The 18,240-nt window shown below is 58.3% G+C and carries 19 protein-coding genes; 7 read left to right on the forward strand and 12 right to left on the reverse strand.

Going from position 1 to position 18,240, the window contains the following annotated elements:
- Positions 1-14: 14 nt before the first annotated feature.
- The 6 genes from AAE514_RS16045 to radC form a co-directional block, all read right to left on the reverse strand.
- Entirely contained in the window at positions 15-359 is a 345-nt protein-coding gene (locus tag AAE514_RS16045; RefSeq protein ID WP_347332571.1) for a YciI family protein, read from the reverse strand.
- Between the two features lie 86 nt (positions 360-445).
- The gene (locus AAE514_RS16050) at positions 446-1,687 is read right to left on the reverse strand and encodes an RNA polymerase sigma factor (RefSeq protein ID WP_347332572.1); all 1,242 of its coding nucleotides are present in this window, start codon (positions 1,685-1,687) and stop codon (positions 446-448) included.
- A 41-nt stretch (positions 1,688-1,728) separates the two neighbouring features.
- Positions 1,729-2,310: an outer membrane beta-barrel protein gene (locus AAE514_RS16055; RefSeq protein WP_347332573.1), complete on the reverse strand. Its 582-nt coding sequence runs from the start codon at positions 2,308-2,310 to the stop codon at positions 1,729-1,731.
- A gap of 185 nt (positions 2,311-2,495) precedes the next feature.
- Positions 2,496-2,651 carry a 50S ribosomal protein L33 gene (gene rpmG / locus AAE514_RS16060; RefSeq protein ID WP_027329872.1) on the reverse strand — a complete coding sequence of 52 codons (156 nt, stop codon included), beginning with the start codon at positions 2,649-2,651 and terminating at the stop codon, positions 2,496-2,498.
- 12 nt (positions 2,652-2,663) lie between these two features.
- Entirely contained in the window at positions 2,664-2,900 is a 237-nt protein-coding gene (rpmB, locus tag AAE514_RS16065) for a 50S ribosomal protein L28 (RefSeq protein WP_347332574.1), read from the reverse strand.
- A gap of 659 nt (positions 2,901-3,559) precedes the next feature.
- Positions 3,560-4,234: a RadC family protein gene (gene radC, locus AAE514_RS16070; protein ID WP_347332575.1), complete on the reverse strand. Its 675-nt coding sequence runs from the start codon at positions 4,232-4,234 to the stop codon at positions 3,560-3,562.
- Between the two features lie 109 nt (positions 4,235-4,343).
- Between radC and coaBC the strand changes: the two genes are divergently transcribed.
- The 4 genes from coaBC (at position 4,344) to slmA (ending at position 9,794) form a co-directional block, all read left to right on the forward strand.
- Positions 4,344-5,558, forward strand: a complete 1,215-nt coding sequence (coaBC, locus tag AAE514_RS16075) for a bifunctional phosphopantothenoylcysteine decarboxylase/phosphopantothenate--cysteine ligase CoaBC (RefSeq protein ID WP_347332576.1) — start codon at positions 4,344-4,346, stop codon at positions 5,556-5,558.
- 29 nt (positions 5,559-5,587) lie between these two features.
- On the forward strand, positions 5,588-8,050 hold the full coding sequence (locus AAE514_RS16080; protein WP_347332577.1) for a phosphomannomutase/phosphoglucomutase: 2,463 nt from the start codon (positions 5,588-5,590) through the stop codon (positions 8,048-8,050).
- Between the two features lie 15 nt (positions 8,051-8,065).
- The gene (gene argB, locus AAE514_RS16085) at positions 8,066-8,980 is read left to right on the forward strand and encodes an acetylglutamate kinase (protein WP_347332578.1); all 915 of its coding nucleotides are present in this window, start codon (positions 8,066-8,068) and stop codon (positions 8,978-8,980) included.
- Between the two features lie 199 nt (positions 8,981-9,179).
- Positions 9,180-9,794 carry a nucleoid occlusion factor SlmA gene (gene slmA, locus AAE514_RS16090; RefSeq protein ID WP_347332579.1) on the forward strand — a complete coding sequence of 205 codons (615 nt, stop codon included), beginning with the start codon at positions 9,180-9,182 and terminating at the stop codon, positions 9,792-9,794.
- Between the two features lie 15 nt (positions 9,795-9,809).
- On the opposite strand, the gene AAE514_RS16095 is transcribed toward slmA, so the two are convergent.
- Together AAE514_RS16095 and pyrE are read right to left on the reverse strand one after the other, a co-directional pair.
- Positions 9,810-10,448 (reverse strand): hypothetical protein, encoded by a 639-nt coding sequence (locus AAE514_RS16095; protein WP_347332580.1) that lies wholly within the window; start codon positions 10,446-10,448, stop codon positions 9,810-9,812.
- A 94-nt stretch (positions 10,449-10,542) separates the two neighbouring features.
- A complete protein-coding gene (gene pyrE / locus AAE514_RS16100) occupies positions 10,543-11,181 on the reverse strand; it encodes an orotate phosphoribosyltransferase (RefSeq protein ID WP_347332581.1) in 639 nt (212 codons plus the stop codon).
- 256 nt (positions 11,182-11,437) lie between these two features.
- Here pyrE and AAE514_RS16105 point away from each other — a divergent pair, with 256 nt between their 5' ends.
- Positions 11,438-12,211, forward strand: a complete 774-nt coding sequence (locus tag AAE514_RS16105) for an exodeoxyribonuclease III (RefSeq protein ID WP_347332582.1) — start codon at positions 11,438-11,440, stop codon at positions 12,209-12,211.
- 168 nt (positions 12,212-12,379) lie between these two features.
- Here the strand turns inward: AAE514_RS16105 and rph are convergent, their stop codons facing one another.
- Complete coding sequence (gene rph, locus AAE514_RS16110) at positions 12,380-13,099, reverse strand: ribonuclease PH (protein ID WP_347332588.1); 720 nt, start codon at positions 13,097-13,099, stop codon at positions 12,380-12,382.
- Between the two features lie 152 nt (positions 13,100-13,251).
- On the opposite strand from rph, the gene AAE514_RS16115 reads away from it, so the two are divergent.
- Positions 13,252-14,112 (forward strand): YicC/YloC family endoribonuclease, encoded by an 861-nt coding sequence (locus AAE514_RS16115; RefSeq protein WP_347332583.1) that lies wholly within the window; start codon positions 13,252-13,254, stop codon positions 14,110-14,112.
- 34 nt (positions 14,113-14,146) lie between these two features.
- On the opposite strand, the gene AAE514_RS16120 is transcribed toward AAE514_RS16115, so the two are convergent.
- From AAE514_RS16120 to AAE514_RS16130, 3 genes are all read right to left on the reverse strand, one after another.
- Positions 14,147-15,253 (reverse strand): cellulose-binding protein, encoded by a 1,107-nt coding sequence (locus tag AAE514_RS16120; RefSeq protein ID WP_347332584.1) that lies wholly within the window; start codon positions 15,251-15,253, stop codon positions 14,147-14,149.
- Between the two features lie 18 nt (positions 15,254-15,271).
- The gene (locus AAE514_RS16125) at positions 15,272-15,826 is read right to left on the reverse strand and encodes a hypothetical protein (protein WP_347332585.1); all 555 of its coding nucleotides are present in this window, start codon (positions 15,824-15,826) and stop codon (positions 15,272-15,274) included.
- 461 nt (positions 15,827-16,287) lie between these two features.
- Complete coding sequence (locus AAE514_RS16130) at positions 16,288-16,512, reverse strand: hypothetical protein (RefSeq protein WP_347332586.1); 225 nt, start codon at positions 16,510-16,512, stop codon at positions 16,288-16,290.
- A 472-nt stretch (positions 16,513-16,984) separates the two neighbouring features.
- Here AAE514_RS16130 and AAE514_RS16135 point away from each other — a divergent pair, with 472 nt between their 5' ends.
- Positions 16,985-18,073: a HigA family addiction module antitoxin gene (locus AAE514_RS16135; protein ID WP_347332587.1), complete on the forward strand. Its 1,089-nt coding sequence runs from the start codon at positions 16,985-16,987 to the stop codon at positions 18,071-18,073.
- The last annotated feature ends 167 nt before the right edge of the window (positions 18,074-18,240 follow it).

Consider the following 18,240-nt stretch of genomic DNA (forward strand, 5'->3'; position numbering starts at 1 on the left):
AGCGAGCCGCGCGGTTAAACCTGTAGCTGGCGTACCGGCCTGACCTCAATGCTGCCTACCCGAGCGGGGGGAATATCCGCCGCAATACGCAGCGCTTCATTCAAGTCCTTGGCTTCAATCATATAGAAGCCGGCCAGTTGCTCTTTGGTTTCCGCGAAGGGCCCATCGGTAATACTGACCTGGCCGCCGCGCACTCGCACTGTGGTGGCCGTAGAGACCGGCTCCAGCGCTTCGCCGGCCACCAAATGGCCGCTTTCCCCCAGGCTTTGGGCATAGGCGTAGCATTCAGTGTCCTCGGGGCTGTCCGGCAGGCTATGAAGCTCGTTTTCGTCGCTGTACACCAGGCAGAGATATTTCATAATCGCACTCCTCAGTAAACGTTTCTTGGTTGCGGATAAAAGGGGTCTCTCTTCTGCTGGTCGTTTGAGGTGGGACGGAATCGACCTTAGTCGGTCAACGAGTGTACCCGCGCCTGAAGAAAACGCCGCTCCGGTTCCTGCCGGCAGAGGGCAATCGCTTGCTCGTAGGCCTGCTTGGCCTCTTCAGTGCGCCCCAGTCGGCGGCATAAATCCGCCCGGGCGGCATAGAGTAAATGATAGTTCTGCAACTGGCCTTGGTCGTGCAGCTCGTCAACCAAGAGGAGACCGGCCTGTGGCCCGTCCCGCATGGCCACCGCCACAGCCCGATTTAATGCCACTACCGGCGAGGGGTGGGCCTGGTGCAGCAAATCGTAAAAGCCGAGAATCTCGTTCCAATCAGTGTCCGCGGCCGAGGGGGCATCGGCGTGCAGCGCCGCGATGGCCGCTTGCAGGGTATAAGGCCCGAAACGGCGAGACACCAGCGCCCGGCGAACCAACACCTCGCCCTCGGCGATCATGGTTGAATCCCATCGGGTGCGGTCCTGCTCCTCCAGAAGCACCAAGTCCCCCTCGGGAGAAGTGCGCGCCGCTCGCCGGGACTGGTGCAGCAGCATCAACGCCAACAAACCATCCACTTCTGGGTCCGGCATTAGCTCCGCCAGTAACCGACCGAGTCGAATGGCTTCCTCGGCAAGGTCATGGCGGGTCACTTGCTCGCCACTGGAGCTCGAGTAGCCTTCATTAAATATCAGGTAAATCACTTGCAGCACGGCTCCCAGCCGCTGGGGCAGCTCCACGGGGCCGGGCACTTCGTAGGGAATGCCGGCCGATTGAATCTTGCGCTTGGCTCGGACGATTCGCTGGGCGAGGGTGGAAGGGGTGGTCAGAAAGGCCCGGGCAATCTCTTCGGTCGTCAGGTCACAAACTTCGCGCAGGGTGAGCGCGATTTGCGCCTCGGGGGCCAGGCTGGGGTGACAGCAGGTGAATATCAGCCGCAGCCGGTCGTCTTCGATCCGGTCATCGTCCTCGAAGACGTCCCGCTCCGCCTGTTGGTACAGACTGTCGGCGATGTGGTCCAGGGAGTCATCAAAGCGAGCCTTGCGCCTAAGTTGGTCGATGGCCTTGAACCGCCCGGTGGACACCAACCAGGCGCGCGGATTCTCCGGCACGCCCTCGCGGGGCCACTGGGAGGCGGCCGCCACAAAGGCGTCGTGTAAGGCTTCTTCGGCCAGATCAAAGCTGCCGAGCAGGCGAATCAGCGTTGCCAGAACCCGGCGGGACTCCTCTTGATAAAGCGCGGCTAGTCGCTGCTGAGTCTCCGGTTGCACTTTCTCGCCTCACTTGCTCAAGAAGGTGATAGGAGAAGGCGCTAGAAGCGGTAGTCCCACTGGATGGTGAGGGCTTCAAAGCGCTGCTCATCGGTCTTAACCAACTGGCGGTATTCAATGTTGAAGTTCAACCGGTCATTCACGTACCAGCCCGCACCCAGCCCGTAGGAGGTGCCGGAAACCGACTCGCTCTGCTCCGTCGAAGCATTGCCTTCCCAGCGGGTGACGACGGTGTCGACTTCGGCGTAACCAAGCAACCCGTAAAGGCGCGCGGTCTCGTTGGTCAGCTCCGGGCGATAGTAGATAGCGGAGAACTGGTCCACTTCACGCTCAATTTCCGTCAGCGCGTCGTTGTCCTCCTGCTCGGCCTGGAAGTAATTCGACTCTGTGTCGCCTTCTTCTTTGATGCCCACACCCACGCGGGCTTCCACGCCGAGGAGGCCGTTGTATTTGTAGCCGCCGGAGAATTCCAGTACCGGCATTCGGGCCTCGTCGTAGGGGGTGTGCGCCCTGCCAGCGACCACTCCGGTGCCGATTCCGGCATAGAAACCCCGTTTATTATCGGCCAGCGCCGGCGCGGTGAGCAGGGCGAGTGCCAAACCGCTTATCCAGACTGTTTTCATAGGTTGCTCCATGAGGTCAAGTTCAGGTGGCGAAGTATCTCACAGCGGGGCCGTGGATCAACTGGCAGTGCGGATTTTTGCCGGACCGGGTCACGTTTGTGCGCCAGCGGCGCCCATAATGCCCCCCATAAACGACAAAACCCGGCCGGGGCCGGGTTTTGGTCTTAAAGAACGCACAAGATCATTTACTTGATTTTGCCTTCTTTGTAGATCACGTGCTTGCGAGCCACGGGATCAAACTTTTTAATTTCCATCTTTTCGGGCATGTTCCGCTTGTTCTTGTCGGTGGTGTAGAAGTGACCGGTGCCCGCGGTGGAGTTCAAACGAATCTTATCGCGCATGGGAGTTCTCCTTTAAACTTGTTCGCCGCGAGCGCGCAGATCGGTCAGTACGGCTTCAATGCCGCGCTTGTCGATTACACGCATACCTTTGGAGGATACCTTCAGCTTTACGAAACGCTTCTCGGATTCCACCCAAAAACGGTGAGAATGCAGGTTGGGCAAAAAACGACGCTTGGTGTGGTTTTTTGCGTGGGATACATTGTTTCCAGTAACGGGACGCTTGCCGGTTACCTGACATACCTTGGACATGGTCTTGCCTCGTCGTATTCAGCGCGCTGCGCTGCGGGTTGGTTTGTTGCCACACCACAGCCCGGCGCGGGGTGTTTTTGCAGCCTATATTCGATCATCATGCGGCCCGAAACGCGATGTTCGGGGGCGGTTCCTGGCGCGATTGCCGGCTACCCAGCCGCAGAAAGGCGCGTTTTATACCAAACCCCGGAGTCAATAGCAATGATTTCTCCATATTTTGGTGCTTTTTTGCTCACCCGTGGTTCTTTGTCGCATCAAGCCCGGCCCGACATGGGGTAGACCCGCCGTAGACCCGCCGTGAACCCGTCCCTGGGGGCTTCTCATCGGCATCCATGCCTCAGAGAGTCTACGACGGGTCTACCCCATGCCGGGCCTCAGTGCCAATAGTGGCCATCACGGAGATAGAACGTAGGGTGCGGTAAGCGCGAAGCGCGCCACCCACCGTTTAAGGTTGATTAAGACCTTTGATAGGTGGCGACCTTCGGCCTTACCAACTCTACAAACATTGAGCGTGGCACTGAGGCCCGGTGTGGGGTGCACTGTTCCCGGACCGTGGAGCGCGGGACACGCGATTCGAGCCCCCAGGGATGGGTTTACGGCGTGTCCGGGAACAGTGCACCCCACACCGGGCCGGACGTTACACCACGTACCTTGAGGAGTCAGAGCCAACCGCGCTCGGCAAAAGAAACCACCTCGCCGTCACCCACCACCATGTGGTCCAACACCCGGACCGCGACCAGATCCAGCGCTTCGCATAGGCGAGTCGTGATCCGGCGGTCCGACTGACTGGGTTCGGCTACCCCCGAGGGGTGGTTGTGGGCAAGGATCACCGCCGCCGCATTGTGAGTAAGCGCTCGCTTCACCACCTCCCGCGGGTACACACTCGCCCCATCAATCGTCCCCTGAAACAACTCCTCAAACGCCCGCAACCGGTGCTGGTTATCCAGAAACAGCACCGCAAACACCTCGTGGTTCAGGTGGCGAAGCTGGGCCACCAGATAGCGGCGCACCAAGTCCGGGCTGGTCAGAGACTCACCGGTTTCCAGGCTCGCCGAGAGGTGGCGGCGGCCCATTTCCAGCACCGCCTGCAATTGCGTGAACTTCGCATTGCCTAGGCCAAGCCCCCGACAGAACTCCTCCTGGGAGGCCTCCAGCAAGGGGCGCAGGCCACCGAATTCGGTGAGTAGCTCCCGCGCCAAGTCCACGGCGGACTTACCGGCGCAGCCGGTACGCAGAAAAATCGCCAGCAATTCAGCGTCGGATAGGGCGGCGGGGCCGCGGTGGAGAAGCTTTTCCCGGGGGCGCTCGGCCTCGGGCCATTGGGCTATGGACATTAATGACTCCCTGTCGTGGTTTGAGTGACTTCCTAGTGATTAAGGTAGAGAGAATGGTATCTTAGCCCCCTAATCTGTCAAGTCCGGGGAGCCGCGCCGCATCGCCATTATGAGTTCTCTCACCAACAAACGCATTCTGCTGGGGGTTACCGGCGGGATTGCCGCCTACAAAAGTGCCGACCTGGTCCGCCGCCTGAAAGAGCGAGGGGCGGATGTGCGCGTTGTGATGACCGAGGCGGCCCGCGAGTTTATGACCCCGCTGACCTTCCAGGCCCTGTCCGGCAACCCGGTGCATACCGACCTGCTGGACCCGGCGGCCGAGGCGGCCATGGGCCACATCGAACTGGCGCGCTGGGCGGACCGTATTCTCGTGGCCCCGGCCAGCGCCAATTTTATGGCCCGACTGGCCGAGGGGCGGGGCGATGACCTGCTAACCACGCTCTGTCTTGCCTCACGCTCGCCGGTGTGTCTGGCCCCGGCGATGAACCAGGGCATGTGGCAGAATGAAGCCACTCAGGCGAATATCCTCCGCCTTCAGCGGCGCGGCGTGTCGCTGTTCGGCCCGGGCGATGGCAGCCAGGCCTGCGGCGAGGTGGGCCCTGGGCGCATGCTTGAGCCGGCGATGCTCGCCGATGCCCTGGCCGCCCAATTCAAAAGCGGCCAACTGGCGGGCCGAGCGGTGGTGATTACCGCCGGCCCCACACGGGAGGCCATCGACCCGGTGCGTTACCTGAGCAACCACAGCTCGGGAAAAATGGGCTACGCTCTGGCCGAGGCGGCCGTGGAGGCGGGCGCTCAGGTGACGTTGGTTAGCGGCCCCACCCAGCTGCCCACCCCTGACCGGGTGCGCCGTATCGACGTGACCAGCGCCCGGCAGATGTACGAAGCCAGCTTGGAGCATGCCCCCCGGTGCGATTTGTTCATCGCCGCCGCCGCCGTGGCCGACTACCGCCCCGAGGAGTACCGCGAGCAAAAACAGAAAAAAGGCGAGGGCGAGCACTGGCAACTGACGCTGGTTAAGAACCCGGACATCGTGGCCGCTGTGGCGGCGCTTCCGTCGGGCCCAACCACGTTTGGCTTTGCCGCAGAGAGCGAGAACCTGCTCGAATTCGCGCGCGCCAAGCTCGAGCGCAAAGGCCTGCGCGGGATCATTGCCAACGACATCAGCCGCGAAGGGCTCGGTTTCAACAGCGATAACAATGCCGTGGTTCTACTCGATAGAGAGCGGACCCTGGAACTTGGCCCCATGAGCAAAGCCCAACTGGCCCGAGCGCTGATCACCGAGCTGTCCGATTACTTGCCGGCAACAGCCTCCGACTCATAACGCACTTTGACAACCGGAACCGAATAACTGTGGCAAACAAGACTCAGAAGGAACAGCAACGACGACGCGCCAGCCAGGCGCGCCAGAAACTGATTGGCAGCCTGGTGCTGGCGGTGATTCTCATCAATGCCGCCCTTGGCTATTGGCTTTACGGCGAACTGGTCGTCAAGGTGGAAGAGCAGCGCCTGGAGGAAAGCACCCGTACCCAAGCCAACCGGCTCGCCCACTCGCTACAAGGTTACCTGAGCACCCAACGGCAGACCCTGCGGGAGCTGGCCGCCGCCCCCCAGACCCAGGCGGCACTGGAAGGCGACGCCGGGCTGCGAGAGGCGCGCGAAGCCCAGATCAGCTCTGAGTTCAAGGGAAGCCTGGCCGTGCGGTTGATTCCCACGGGCACCGCCGAGCTGGAACGCGAACATGTCGCGCCGCTGCGTTTTGCCGAGCTGGATTTGATTCGCCGCGCCGAGCGCCGGGAAACTCACCATCCCGAACTGTCACGGGTGGAGCAAGCCTGGCAACTGCACCTTATTGAACCGGTACCCCCCGAGTCCGACGCCCCGGTGGTCGGTACCGTTCTGGTTACCCTGGACGATGGCGGCTGGCGGCCGCTGCTCGACCGGGCCGACCCCGCCCTCGGGCGAATTCAATTGCGTCAGGAGATTCCCGGCAGCGGGCAACTCACCGCTTACCATAGGGGTGAAGCCGGCGGGGGTGAGACACACACCACCGACATCGCCAACAGCTATTGGACGCTGACCTACACCGCCTCTCCCCAACGGGTGGCGCAAACCCAACAGCTCCCCACACTCTGGTTATTGATCCTTTCCGCCACCAGTATCGGCGGGCTGATTCTGGCCTGGGTCTTGGGTCACCTGATTATGCGTCAACGCGGCTATACCGGCAGCTCCGTTCCCGTCCGTCGCCGAAGCGGCAAAAAAGCCGAGGATGAGGATGCCCATAAAGGCGAGGAAATGGAGCGGATCAACGCGCTCTACCGGGATCAGGACGTACTGGACATTGAGGTAAAAGAGGAAGACGAGGATATACTGGCCCTGGATCAGGCGCCGACCAAGCGCGCCGGCGCCGCGAGCGAGCAAGCCCCCGAGGCCGCCGGCCCGAATGTTCCCGCCGAGGTATTCCGCTCCTACGATATTCGCGGGCTCGCCGAGACGCAGATTACCCCCGAACTGGCCGAGCAAATCGGCAAGGCCCTGGGCAGCGAGGCGCTGGACCAGGGCGAAACCCACTTTCTTGTGGCCCGCGACGGCCGCACCCACAGCCCGGCGCTGGCCGAAGCCTTGCGCCAGGGCGTAACCAGCACCGGCTGCCACGTCATTGACCTGGGCACTATCCCCACCCCGCTGATGTACTTTGCCACCTTTCATTTGGAGGAAACCAACAGCGGAGTCATCGTGACCGCCAGCCACAATCCACGCGAATACAACGGTTTCAAAATGGTCATTAACGGGGTGACCCTGTCCGATGAGACCGTACTGGATGTACGCACGCGCATAGAACGGCAGCAGTACCACCAGGGCCAGGGCGAGACCCAGAGCCGCGATATTGTGGCCGATTATATAGAGCGGATTTTCTCGGACGTGGCTCTGGTAGGGTCGGTCTCGCTGGTGGTGGACGCGGGCAACGCAGTGCCCGGCCTCGTGGCCCCAAGACTGTTCGAGGAGCTCGGCTGCGAGGTCACCCCCCTGTACTGCGAGCTGGACGGCGAGTTCCCCAACCACGACCCCGACCCGACCCAGAAAGCCAACCTTCAAGACCTGATTGCCAAGGTGCAGGAGGTTGGCGCGGACCTTGGGGCGGCGTTCGACGGCGACGGTGACCGTTTGATTGTGGTCACGCCCCAAGGGCGCATTATCTGGCCGGACCAATTATTGATGCTGTTCGCCCGAGATATTCTCGGGCGCAACCCGGGCGCCGACGTGCTGTTCGATGTAAAATGCTCGCGTCAGCTGAACCAACTGGTCACCAGTTACGGAGGCCGCCCGATTATGTGGAAAACCGGGCACTCCCACATGAAATCCAAAATGGTGGAGACCGGCGCGCTCATCGGCGGGGAGTACTCTGGCCATATTTTCATTAAGGACCGCTGGTACGGCTTTGACGATGGCCTCTACACCCTGGCGCGGCTACTGGAGATCATCACCTTGCGCGATCAGGCGATAGACGATATCTTCGCCGCCTTCCCGGATATGCCCTGCACACCGGAGCTGAAAATTCCGGTGCCCGACAGTGAGAAATTTGCGCTGGTGGAGCGACTGATTGCCGAAGGCGACTTCCAAAGCGGCAAGGCCACCACCATTGACGGTTTGCGGGTGGACTTCGGCAAAGGCTGGGGCCTGGTCAGAGCGTCTAACACCTCCGCCGCGCTGACCTTGCGCTTCGAGGCGGACAGCGAGGAGGCGCTGGGCAAAATCCAACAACTGTTTAAACGCGAGCTGCTGAAGATCGACAGCGGCCTGAAGATCGACTTTTAACGAACGGACCCTGCTATGTCACTGAACCGGACCCAGGCCATGAACGTGGCTCAGGTGTTGACCGAGGCACTGCCTTACATCCAGCGCTTTACCGGCAAAACCATCGTCATTAAATTTGGCGGCAACGCCATGGTGGATGAGGAGCTGCAAAACAGCTTCGCCCGCGATATCGTGCTGATGAAGCTGGTGGGCATGAACCCGATCGTGGTTCACGGCGGCGGCCCGCAAATTGGCGACCTGCTCAAGCAGTTAAACATTCAGTCAGAGTTTGTGGACGGTATGCGGGTGACCGACAGCAAAACCATGGATGTGGTGGAAATGGTCCTGGGCGGCACGGTCAACAAGCAGATTGTTAGCCTGATTAATCACAACGGCGGCCACGCCATCGGCATTACCGGTAAAGACGGCCAACTAATCCGCGCCCGCAAGCTCTCGGCCAAGCGCCAGAGCCCGGAAATGAAAGCCCCGGAAATTATCGACATCGGGCATGTGGGCGAGGTGGCCAGCATTAATACCTCGGTCATTAATATGTTGCTCGGCAGTGATTTTATTCCGGTCATTGCCCCCATTGGGGTGGGCGACGATGGAGCCTCCTACAACATCAATGCCGACTTGGTGGCCGGTAAAATTGCCGAAGTACTACAGGCGGAAAAGCTGATGCTGCTGACCAACGTCGCCGGCCTTCAGGACAAACAGGGGGAAGTGCTCACTGGCCTGACCACGAAACAGGTGGATGAGCTTATTGCCGATGGCACCATCTACGGGGGCATGCTGCCCAAAATTGCCTGCGCGCTGGACGCGGTGAAGGGCGGCGTTAACAGCGCCCACATCGTCGACGGCAGGGTGGCCCATGCGGTGCTGCTGGAAATCTTTACCGACGCCGGCGTCGGTACGCTGATTACCAATAAAGATTACCCACAAGGCCTCTGAGCGAACGGGCCAAGGCTTTTTTGAAGGTTCAGCCTCGCGAAGGCTCCCTAAAAAGCGCCTTGACGAGCCTCCGTAAACCTTAGAAAGTCGTCAGAATAATTGAAGAGAAAGGGCGATGGGGCTAGGATTACCCCACCACCCTTATCACCCGACGGCCCCGTGCCGACGGATTCACTCCCCAAACCATGTATGGACCGCCATGAGCAAGCCCAGTAACAAAGCCTCCCGCCGTCAACAGATTCTGGAATCCCTGGCCCACATGTTGGAGGCCAGCCCCGGCGCCCGGATTACCACAGCGGCTCTGGCACGGGAAGTGGGCGTCTCCGAAGCGGCGCTTTACCGCCACTTTCCCAGCAAGTCAAAAATGTTTGAGGGTCTGATCGAGTTTATCGAGGACACCATCTTCACTCGCATCTCGTTGATCATTTCGGAGGAGCCGGCGGCGCTGCGCCGCTGTGAGAAAATTCTGCTGCTGCTTCTGACCTTCACCGAGCGCAACCCGGGCATTACCCGGTTGCTCACCGGCGACGCCCTGACCGGTGAGACCGAACGCCTGCGTCAGCGAGTGGCCCAATTATTTGAACGGGTGGAAACCCAGTTGAAGCAAATATTGCGGGAAGCCGAGTTACGGGAAGGGCTGCGGCCCAATTTGCCGCTCTCAGCGGCGGCCAACCTGTTGATGGCGGCAGCGGATGGGCGAATCACCCAGTTCGTGCGCAGCCAATTTCGCCGCCCGCCCACCGAACACTGGGCCGAACAATGGCCGGTTCTGGTCAGCGGACTGATGCGCGAACAACAGCTGCACACCGTCTAAGGGGCGCACCGCCCCTCAGCGGTCTCCGGCCGCCGAGGCCGGGCGCTGCTCCGCCGCCTGAATGTCCTTGAAGCGTTCGATGTCCTGGTCGTACTTTGCCTCGACCTGCTCGTATTCCTCCTGGCGGCTGGCGATCTGCGCTTTGACCTCTTCCGCCTCGGTTTTCAGGGTTTTCAGGTTTTCAAGAACGCTGTCCGAAACCGACTGACCACTGCGCTCCATGCGCGCCGCTCGGGCTTCCAAATCCCGGACCTGCGCTCGAATATTGCTCAAGTTGCCTTCCAGGATGCTGATATTGCTCTGCAGTTCCGCCAGGCTGCGACGCTTGGCATCGCGAATGTCCTTCGTCGTACTATAGCGGCGCTTCAGCTCCGTGTTGTACGCTTCGCGCTCACGGCGCAGGCGTTCGGCCCGCGCTTGCGCCTCTACTTCCTCTTTGGAGGGCGCGGGCGGCACCGTTTCCAGCACCTCGCCGTACATGGAAACAATTTCGTAGCCCTTGGGCACATACTTCGGCGGAATACGATCTTCCACCACCTTGACCCCTTCGTCATTGACATAGCGGTAGTAGACCCTCTCGGGAGCCTCGGCATACGCCGCCACCGCCCACGTCAGGCCGGCGATTAACGCGCACCATCGAACCATGCTAGTCATAGGGACCTCGCTGCCTTCTATTTAGTCGCTTTTTGCGCTCAACCTTTCACCGAGCCACTCTCCCTTTACGTTTCATTGACTGTCCATGGTTACACTATACGCCATACTCGGCGCGGTATGCTTCAATCTGAGTCACAATCTCCGCGCGAGCCGGGTCGCCTTTCAGGTAGGCTGTGACGTTATCGAGATCGACAATGCTAATGACGGGAATGCCGGTGTCCTCCACCTCCTGGATGGCCGAGCGCTCGCCCTTGCCCCGCTCCTGGCGGTTTAGGCCAATCAGTACCCCGGCCGGCTCGGCACCGACCGAGCGGATCAGCTCCACCGACTCACCCACCGCCGTGCCCGCGGTAATCACATCGTCCACAATTAGCACTTTGCCCTTCAGCGGGGCCCCCACCAGGCTGCCGCCTTCGCCGTGATCCTTGGCCTCCTTGCGATTAAACGCATAGGGCAGGTCCGTTCCGTGTTGGTCCGCCAGCGCCACGGCGGTGGTGGTCGCCAGCGGGATGCCTTTGTAGGCCGGCCCAAAGAGCACATCCACCGTTAGCCCAGAGGCCACCAGTGCCGCCGCGTAGCACCGCCCCAGCCGGGCCAGGGCCCGGCCGGTCTGAAATTTGCCCGCGTTGAAAAAATAGGGGCTGACCCGCCCGGACTTGAGGGTAAATTCACCGAAACCCAGGGCTTGATGCTCAATCGCCAACTCAATAAAGTCGCGCTGGTAGTTCTCCATGCAAAACTCTCGCAAATACGCTAAATTGAAAAGGAAGCCGGCTAAACCGGCTGGTGCTCACCATCAAAGGCCCGTCACCGATAGGGTACAATTATAACGCCCGAGCATCCGCCTGCACGGCCCAGTCGTCCCGTGGTCCCGACCGAGCGCACCGAAAATGCCTCCAACGCGCTGAATTTGGGGGTTTTTACGCCTCTAATTAACACAAAGATAACGAGCTCGGGTATCATACACAGTCCGTAAACAAGGGGCTAATATGAGAGTTATCAGTCTTAGCGTCGATGGTATATTTCAGGCGGCTCAGCGAGGTTTGTTCGACTGGCTGGACAGCCAGGACGCAGACGTCATCTGTCTGCAAGATCTGCGCGCGCTGGAATATGAAGTAGAGGACCAGGAGGTTTTCCAACTGGAGGGCTACTTCGCCTACTATTTCGACTCCGGGACACCCCACTACAACGGGGTGGCAATCTACACCCGCAAGCAACCCAAGGCATTGATTTTCGGTTTGGGCTTTTCTTCCGGGGTGGACATGGAAGGCCGCTACCTGCAAATTGATTACGAGCAGTTGAGCATCGGTTCAATGCTCGCCCCCAGCGCGACCTCTGAAATGGAGTCCCAGGAGGTGAAGATCAAATTCTTCGACGACCTCCAGGGCCATCTGGACAAGATCACCCGCAAGCGCCGTGAGTTTATCTTCTGTGGCAACTGGGCGATGGCCCACACCCCGCGCGATGTGACCAACCCGGAAAAGAACGAGCACGAGTCCGGTTTTCTGCCCCACGAGCGGCAGTGGCTAAGCCAGGTGTTTAATCAGATTGGTTACGTGGATGCGTTTCGCAAGGCCAACAAGGACCCGGACGAATACAGCTGGTGGCCCAGCGGCACCATTAATGAAGGCGAGGGCTGGCGCACGGACATGCAAATTGTCTCAGCGCCCATCGGCCACCGTGTGGAGCACGCGGCCATCTACAAAATTCAGCAGTTCTCTACCCACCTGCCGGTCATAGTCGACTACGATATCGAACTTTGATGCGTTCGGTTTCTGGGTGGGGTTACGGCGGATGCGCCTTCGGCTTATCCGCCCTACACAACCTGCTGCGTTATCCGTAGGGCGGATAAGCCCAAAGCGCATCCGCCGCAAAGCAACAACACAACGCAAACCACCCACGTGGAGCCGCCATGTTGGCCAGTTCTAGGCTTACTCCGCCAACGCCTTCTGCTGCAACTGCGTCAACTCCCCTATCCCTTTCTTCGCCAACGCCAGCATGGAAGCAAACTCGGACTCAGAGAAAGGCTCCGCTTCGGCGGTGCCCTGAATCTCAACAATACCGCCATCATCGCCCATAACGATATTCATATCGGTATCCGCACTGGAGTCTTCCGGGTAATCCAGATCCAGCACCGGCACGCCCTGATAAATGCCGACGGAAACCGAGGCAATCGCCCGTTTAATGGGGCTCGTCGTCACCAACCCTTTCTCCTGCAAGAAGCTCACCGCATCGGCCAGCGCCACCCAGGCACCTGTGATCGACGCCGTGCGGGTGCCGCCGTCGGCTTGGATCACGTCGCAGTCGAGTTGGATGGTGTTCTCGCCCAGGGCTTCCAAGTCCACCGCCGCGCGCAGGGAGCGGCCAATCAACCGCTGAATCTCCACCGTGCGACCACCCTGCTTACCGCGAGCCGCCTCTCGACCCATGCGGGTACCGGTGGAGCGGGGCAGCATGCCGTATTCCGCGGTCAGCCAGCCCTGGCCCTGCCCGCGCAGGAAGGGCGGCACACCCTCGATGACACTGGCGGTACAAATCACCTTGGTGTCTCCAAACTCTACCAACACCGAGCCTTCGGCGTGCTTGGTAAATTGGCGGGTCAGGCGAACGTCGCGCAATTGATCGGGCTGACGGCCGCTGGGGCGCTGCATCTGGCTATCGGACATAGTGAGTTCCCTTATACTGAGAGTGCTGAAAAGAATGCGGTGGGGGCTGTGGTAAGATCGCCCTTTGATGGAGGCGAAGCCTACCAGCTATCGCTCCGTATGGTAACCGCTCACCCTAAGAACAAAGAGGATCTTCCATGCCACGTAGTATGACCGGTTTCGCCCGCAACGCGCAGCAATACGACTGGGGCACCCTGACCTGGGAGATTCGCAGCGTCAACCACCGCTACCTGGAGCCGGCCTTCCGCCTGCCAGAAGATTTGCGCGAGATCGAACCCAAGCTGCGCGAACGCATTCGCAAGGCTTTGTTCCGTGGCAAGCTGGAAATGAGCCTAACCCTACAAAAGGAAGAGACCACCGACCAGGGCCTGGACCTCAACCGCGTGCGCCAGTTGGCCGACGCCGCCCAGAAAATCGGCAACGAACTGCACGATACCGCGCCCGTTAACCCGCTCGAAGTGCTGCGCTGGCCGGGTGTCATGCAGCAGTCCGAACTGGACCGGGACGTGCTGATCGACGCTGCCCTCACTCAGTTCGATGTGGCCCTGAAGCAACTGATTGAACACCGCGAGCGCGAAGGCAAGGAGCTGGCTCAATTTATTCAGCAGCGGCTGGACGGCATTAGCGAGCAGGTCACCCACCTGCGTGCACGCCTACCGGAGATTCTCGCCGCCCAACGCGAGAAGCTGCAAACCAAAATCGAAGCCCTGCAAGTGGAGCTGGACCCCGAGCGCCTGGAGCAGGAAATCGCGCTACTGGCCCAGAAGGCCGACGTGGACGAGGAACTGGACCGGCTCGACACTCACGTCACCGAAGTGAAGCACACCCTCACCCAGAAAAACTCCCTCGGCCGCCGCCTCGACTTCCTGATGCAGGAACTCAACCGCGAAGCCAACACCCTGTCATCCAAGGCCGTTGTCGCGGAGACCACCCAGTCCGCCGTGGAGCTAAAGGTTTTGATTGAGCAGATGCGGGAGCAGGTGCAGAATATTGAGTAGCCCGAGAGGGCTACTCAGGTCAGAGGGTGAGCGGCTAGTAGGCGCTGGCCGGAAAGAAAATATGCGAGGTCTGCTTGTCTCGTACCAGAGCCGCCATAATGCGCGCGAACTCAGCGGGCTTCTTCTCCAAAAGCTCTAGCCGGTCAACATACTCTCGCAACATACCTTCTACCAGCCAATAAACCATATTCGCTCCGTTCAATTGGAACCGAAGCGTATTCCATACCTTGGGCGCAGCCTGCTGGAGGCGGCGGCTCGCCTCACCCGCATGGTCTAGCAGGCCCTGAGCCTGCAACAGTGTGAGCATAGCCCCGCCTAGCCCCCCATTCATTTTCTTGGCAGCCGTACGCAGCTTCACCAGGCGACGCTTCAAGTCGTAAAGCTCATCGCTCCGCGTGAGTAACTTGCGGGTAATCGCCGTTGCCAAAGCCACCGCCATAGCGAAGGCCAACTTCTTTCCGATAGTCCGGCCCACCAACCGTTGAGTGGGATCGTTGAGCATTTTCGCTGCTTTTACCAACTCCTCTTGATCAATGCCTTTGATTACGCCACTAGAAGCCGCTCGGACCACTAACGGAACGTCAATTTTCTCATCGAGCTTCAAGGCACCTTGCTTAAAGGCATCCTCAATAACCCACTCAGGCAATACGGAGGCGTACTCAGCAACCACGGCCATCACCACCTGAGTGATGGGGTTATCAAATACATGTAACTCAAATGAAACGAGGTTCCCGAGCACGGTTCTTGCAAACTCGTAAACCGCCGTATTCTCATCTCCTACCGTTTGAAAGGCGTCGCTTCCAGCTAGTCCAAGGCCTTCTGCCGTGCGATTGACCCCACCGGCAAACCTCTCACCTCTAATTACTGTTTGGTGGCGCACGCCATCCACGACGCCGGCCACCAGGGGCGATACGTCATCCAGCGGCTTCATGATTTCAGAGTAGGTTGAGGGCCGCCTAAGATTTCGATAACTGGGTCCATGACAGCTGAAGTTACACTCTTTCCAAGCAGTATTCGCCTGCTCTTCTCGAATGAGAAAGTTGATATTAGCTGTTCTTGCGTCGGACACGGCCTTCAAGTAGCGCTTGGCGCCGAGTTCGCTAATTAGGCCTCCATCATAAGTTTGTTGAGAGTTGGCCACTTTAGAGTCCCTCCATTTCTACTTTAAGATAATACGTTCAACAAACTTCGGCATATGCGGTTTAACCGTTTCGATGTCGTCGTCCGTTAAGTTAAAAACTGCATATACGTCCATAGGTTGGTCGTAGACTTTTACAACCGTGAGTTCTCGATCACTGCGGTCCACCAAGGTATCTACCCACCGCAGCACTTCGCCCTCATTCCCGGATATTTCGACACTTTCTCTCTCCAGCTCTTTCAACATGGGATCACGGTCAATATTTAAACGGCTGAGAAAGCCATCGAGAATATCCTTCGTGGTGGTTTCCTGATCAGATTCGACCAGGACGCTAACGCCGGAGAGCTCCGAGACGGAGAATGAAATGCCTCGGCTGGAGTACAGAGAAGGGGAGTCGTCGTAAGAAAATGACCAGTGCTGGGGATAAGAAATAGAGATCCCATCGCTACTGTAAGTCTCGTAGCTTTCTGGAAGTTGGGAATCATCAGAAGATCCTTGGCATCCCGCCAAAAATAGATAGGAGGCAAAGCAGAAAAAGACCGCGAACAGGCGTTGACTCATTTGTGTCTTATCCATAAGTTCCCTGACTAATAATCACATGCCGCTTCTCACGAAATCTGAAGGCGTGCAAAAAAGAGAAAGCAAAGTATTACAAATTTAACGCTTTAAAGTAAGCGAAAAGATGCTTTTTACGCCAAAAAAAATTGCTCGCATTAGACCTGCCATCAAGGAAGTTACGCATTCGAACGTTTTTAGCTTCTTCTCAAGAGTAGAAATCATGCCAGTAGCCGCGCCGTCAGCCTTTCGGCATCTCCTGCGGCGGACAAAGCCACAAACCCTACGCCATGACGGGCTTGGTACCCCTCATCCGCCAATAGGCTAACCGCCTGGATAGTTGGCACAAAAATGATTGATAGATCGGGCGGTCGACCATCAAGCCTGAGGGAGTCCCGGTAGATGTGAGCGGAGGCCATGGAATCCAGTATTCTGTCAGCGGTTCTGGGGTTTTGGCGCAACCGCCAGTCGTACTGCGGGTGCTACGCTTCGAGTTGCTGGGCCAGTGCGACAAAGCACCAGGCCTCGTAAATCTCCCAGGTCGGCTCCAGGTAGTGTTGCTCATCGTCGGCCAATGCCGAGAGCCCCTGTCGCAACAAGCGGACGCCCAAGCGGTGGATCATGCTGTAGTGTGGGCTGCCCGAGACCGCGTTCAGCTCGGTCGCGCTGGACCGACGGGTACTCGCCTCTTTAACAGGCCTACCCATCTGCCGGAGTGGCCGTTTTGAGGCCTGAGATTCAGTAAAAATGGCCCTTGGGAGTCAGCTTAATCCCATTATGCAGGGTTGTTTTCCATCCGAACATTCTGTAATATCATTAACCATACCGGTTAATTGTTTTATATGGTTATAACTTTCTCCAACAATAAACTTCGAAAGCAGCTGTCCGAAGCCAAGGCTATGGCGAAAGCGCATGGCCCAAGGCGGGTAGAGCGGATAAAACGCATCATGACGCAGCTCTTGGCCGCACCCGACTTAGGTGTTTTCGCACCACCGTACAGCCCACCAAACCGGTGCCATGAGCTGAAGGGCGATAAAAAAGGCGTCTTGTCGGTTGACTTGGATCACCCGTACAGACTGCTCTTTAAACCAGGGAATAACCCCATTCCGAAGCGACCCGAAGGGGGCCTGGACTGGAACCAAGTAACCGCCATTGAGATACTAGGCATAGAGGATACACATGGTTGACATAGAGAATCAGTTTCAGCCGGACTATGCGATCTCTCCGGGTGAAATTCTTAGTGATGAACTAGAGCTTAGGGGGATGAGCCAGACAGAGTTGGCTAAACGCACAGGCCTTACTCCCAAGCACCTTATTTCGTTAATGAAGGCGAAAGCTACTATTACTTCTGAAACGGCTATAAAGCTCGAGCGCGCTTTAGGGATGCCCGCTCAATACTGGCTGAATCTGGAGTCGAACTACCAGGAAATACAGGCTCGCCAAGCAGAAGAAGCGCAACTAGAGGCCGATCTAAGCTGGTTGAAAAAAGTGCCTGTCAATGCAATGGCAAAGCTCAACTGGCTGGAGAAACACAAGGATAAAAAGCAACAGCTTGTGGAGGTGCTCCGTTTCTTTGGTATCGCCAGCGTAGACCAGTGGGATGACATGTGGCCCAAGCTGAATGTCGCTTACCGGCAAAATCAGACTCACGAAGTATTTCCAGAGGCCGTTTCCGCATGGTTAAGGCAGGGCGAGCTAGAGGCCGCTCGAATTTCTTGCCAAGCTTATGATAGAAACACCTTCCGCGAAGCGTTGGACGAAATTCGCGCCTATACCTTGCACGGGCCAGAAGACTTTGTACCTGCCCTCACGGAGCTTTGCGCTAAGGCCGGGGTAGCCGTTGTTTTTGTGCCTTCGCTGCCTAAAACCGGAGTCAGTGGCGCGACCCGGTGGCTCAATAAAGATAAAGCCATAATTCAACTGAGCTTGCGCTACCGCTCAGACGACCACCTGTGGTTTACTTTTTTCCACGAAGCAGGACATATCCTCCTTCACGGGAAAAAAGAGCTGTTTCTAGAAGGCGCCAATGGCCTGGATCAGGAAAAAGAGCATGAAGCCAACCAGTTCGCAGAAAGTGAACTGATACCGAAAGCCGCTTTTAAAGAATTTACCCGAAAAGGAAACTTTAACAAGGCGTCTATTACCGCGTTTGCCCGGGAAGTGGGCATTTCTCCAGGCGTAGTCGTTGGGCAGCTCCAACATAAGCGGCTTCTGGATGTTCGGTTTTGCAATGACCTGAAAAGGCGCTTTAAGTGGGCTCATGAATAGCAAATAAATTATTCCCAGTTTCGGCGCTGATTGCGCCGAAGCTTAACCCTCCTCACTTTACCGCGTTTTTTTGCGAGCTTTCCTTTTCGACGTCATAGACTCCCTGTCAATGGCCATCTATTTTGACCCACGTTTGGCCATTAATTTTGACCCACCGTACGTCGTCT

It is taken from the genome of Marinimicrobium locisalis (genome assembly GCF_039822625.1).
Taxonomy (GTDB): domain Bacteria; phylum Pseudomonadota; class Gammaproteobacteria; order Pseudomonadales; family Cellvibrionaceae; genus Marinimicrobium; species Marinimicrobium locisalis.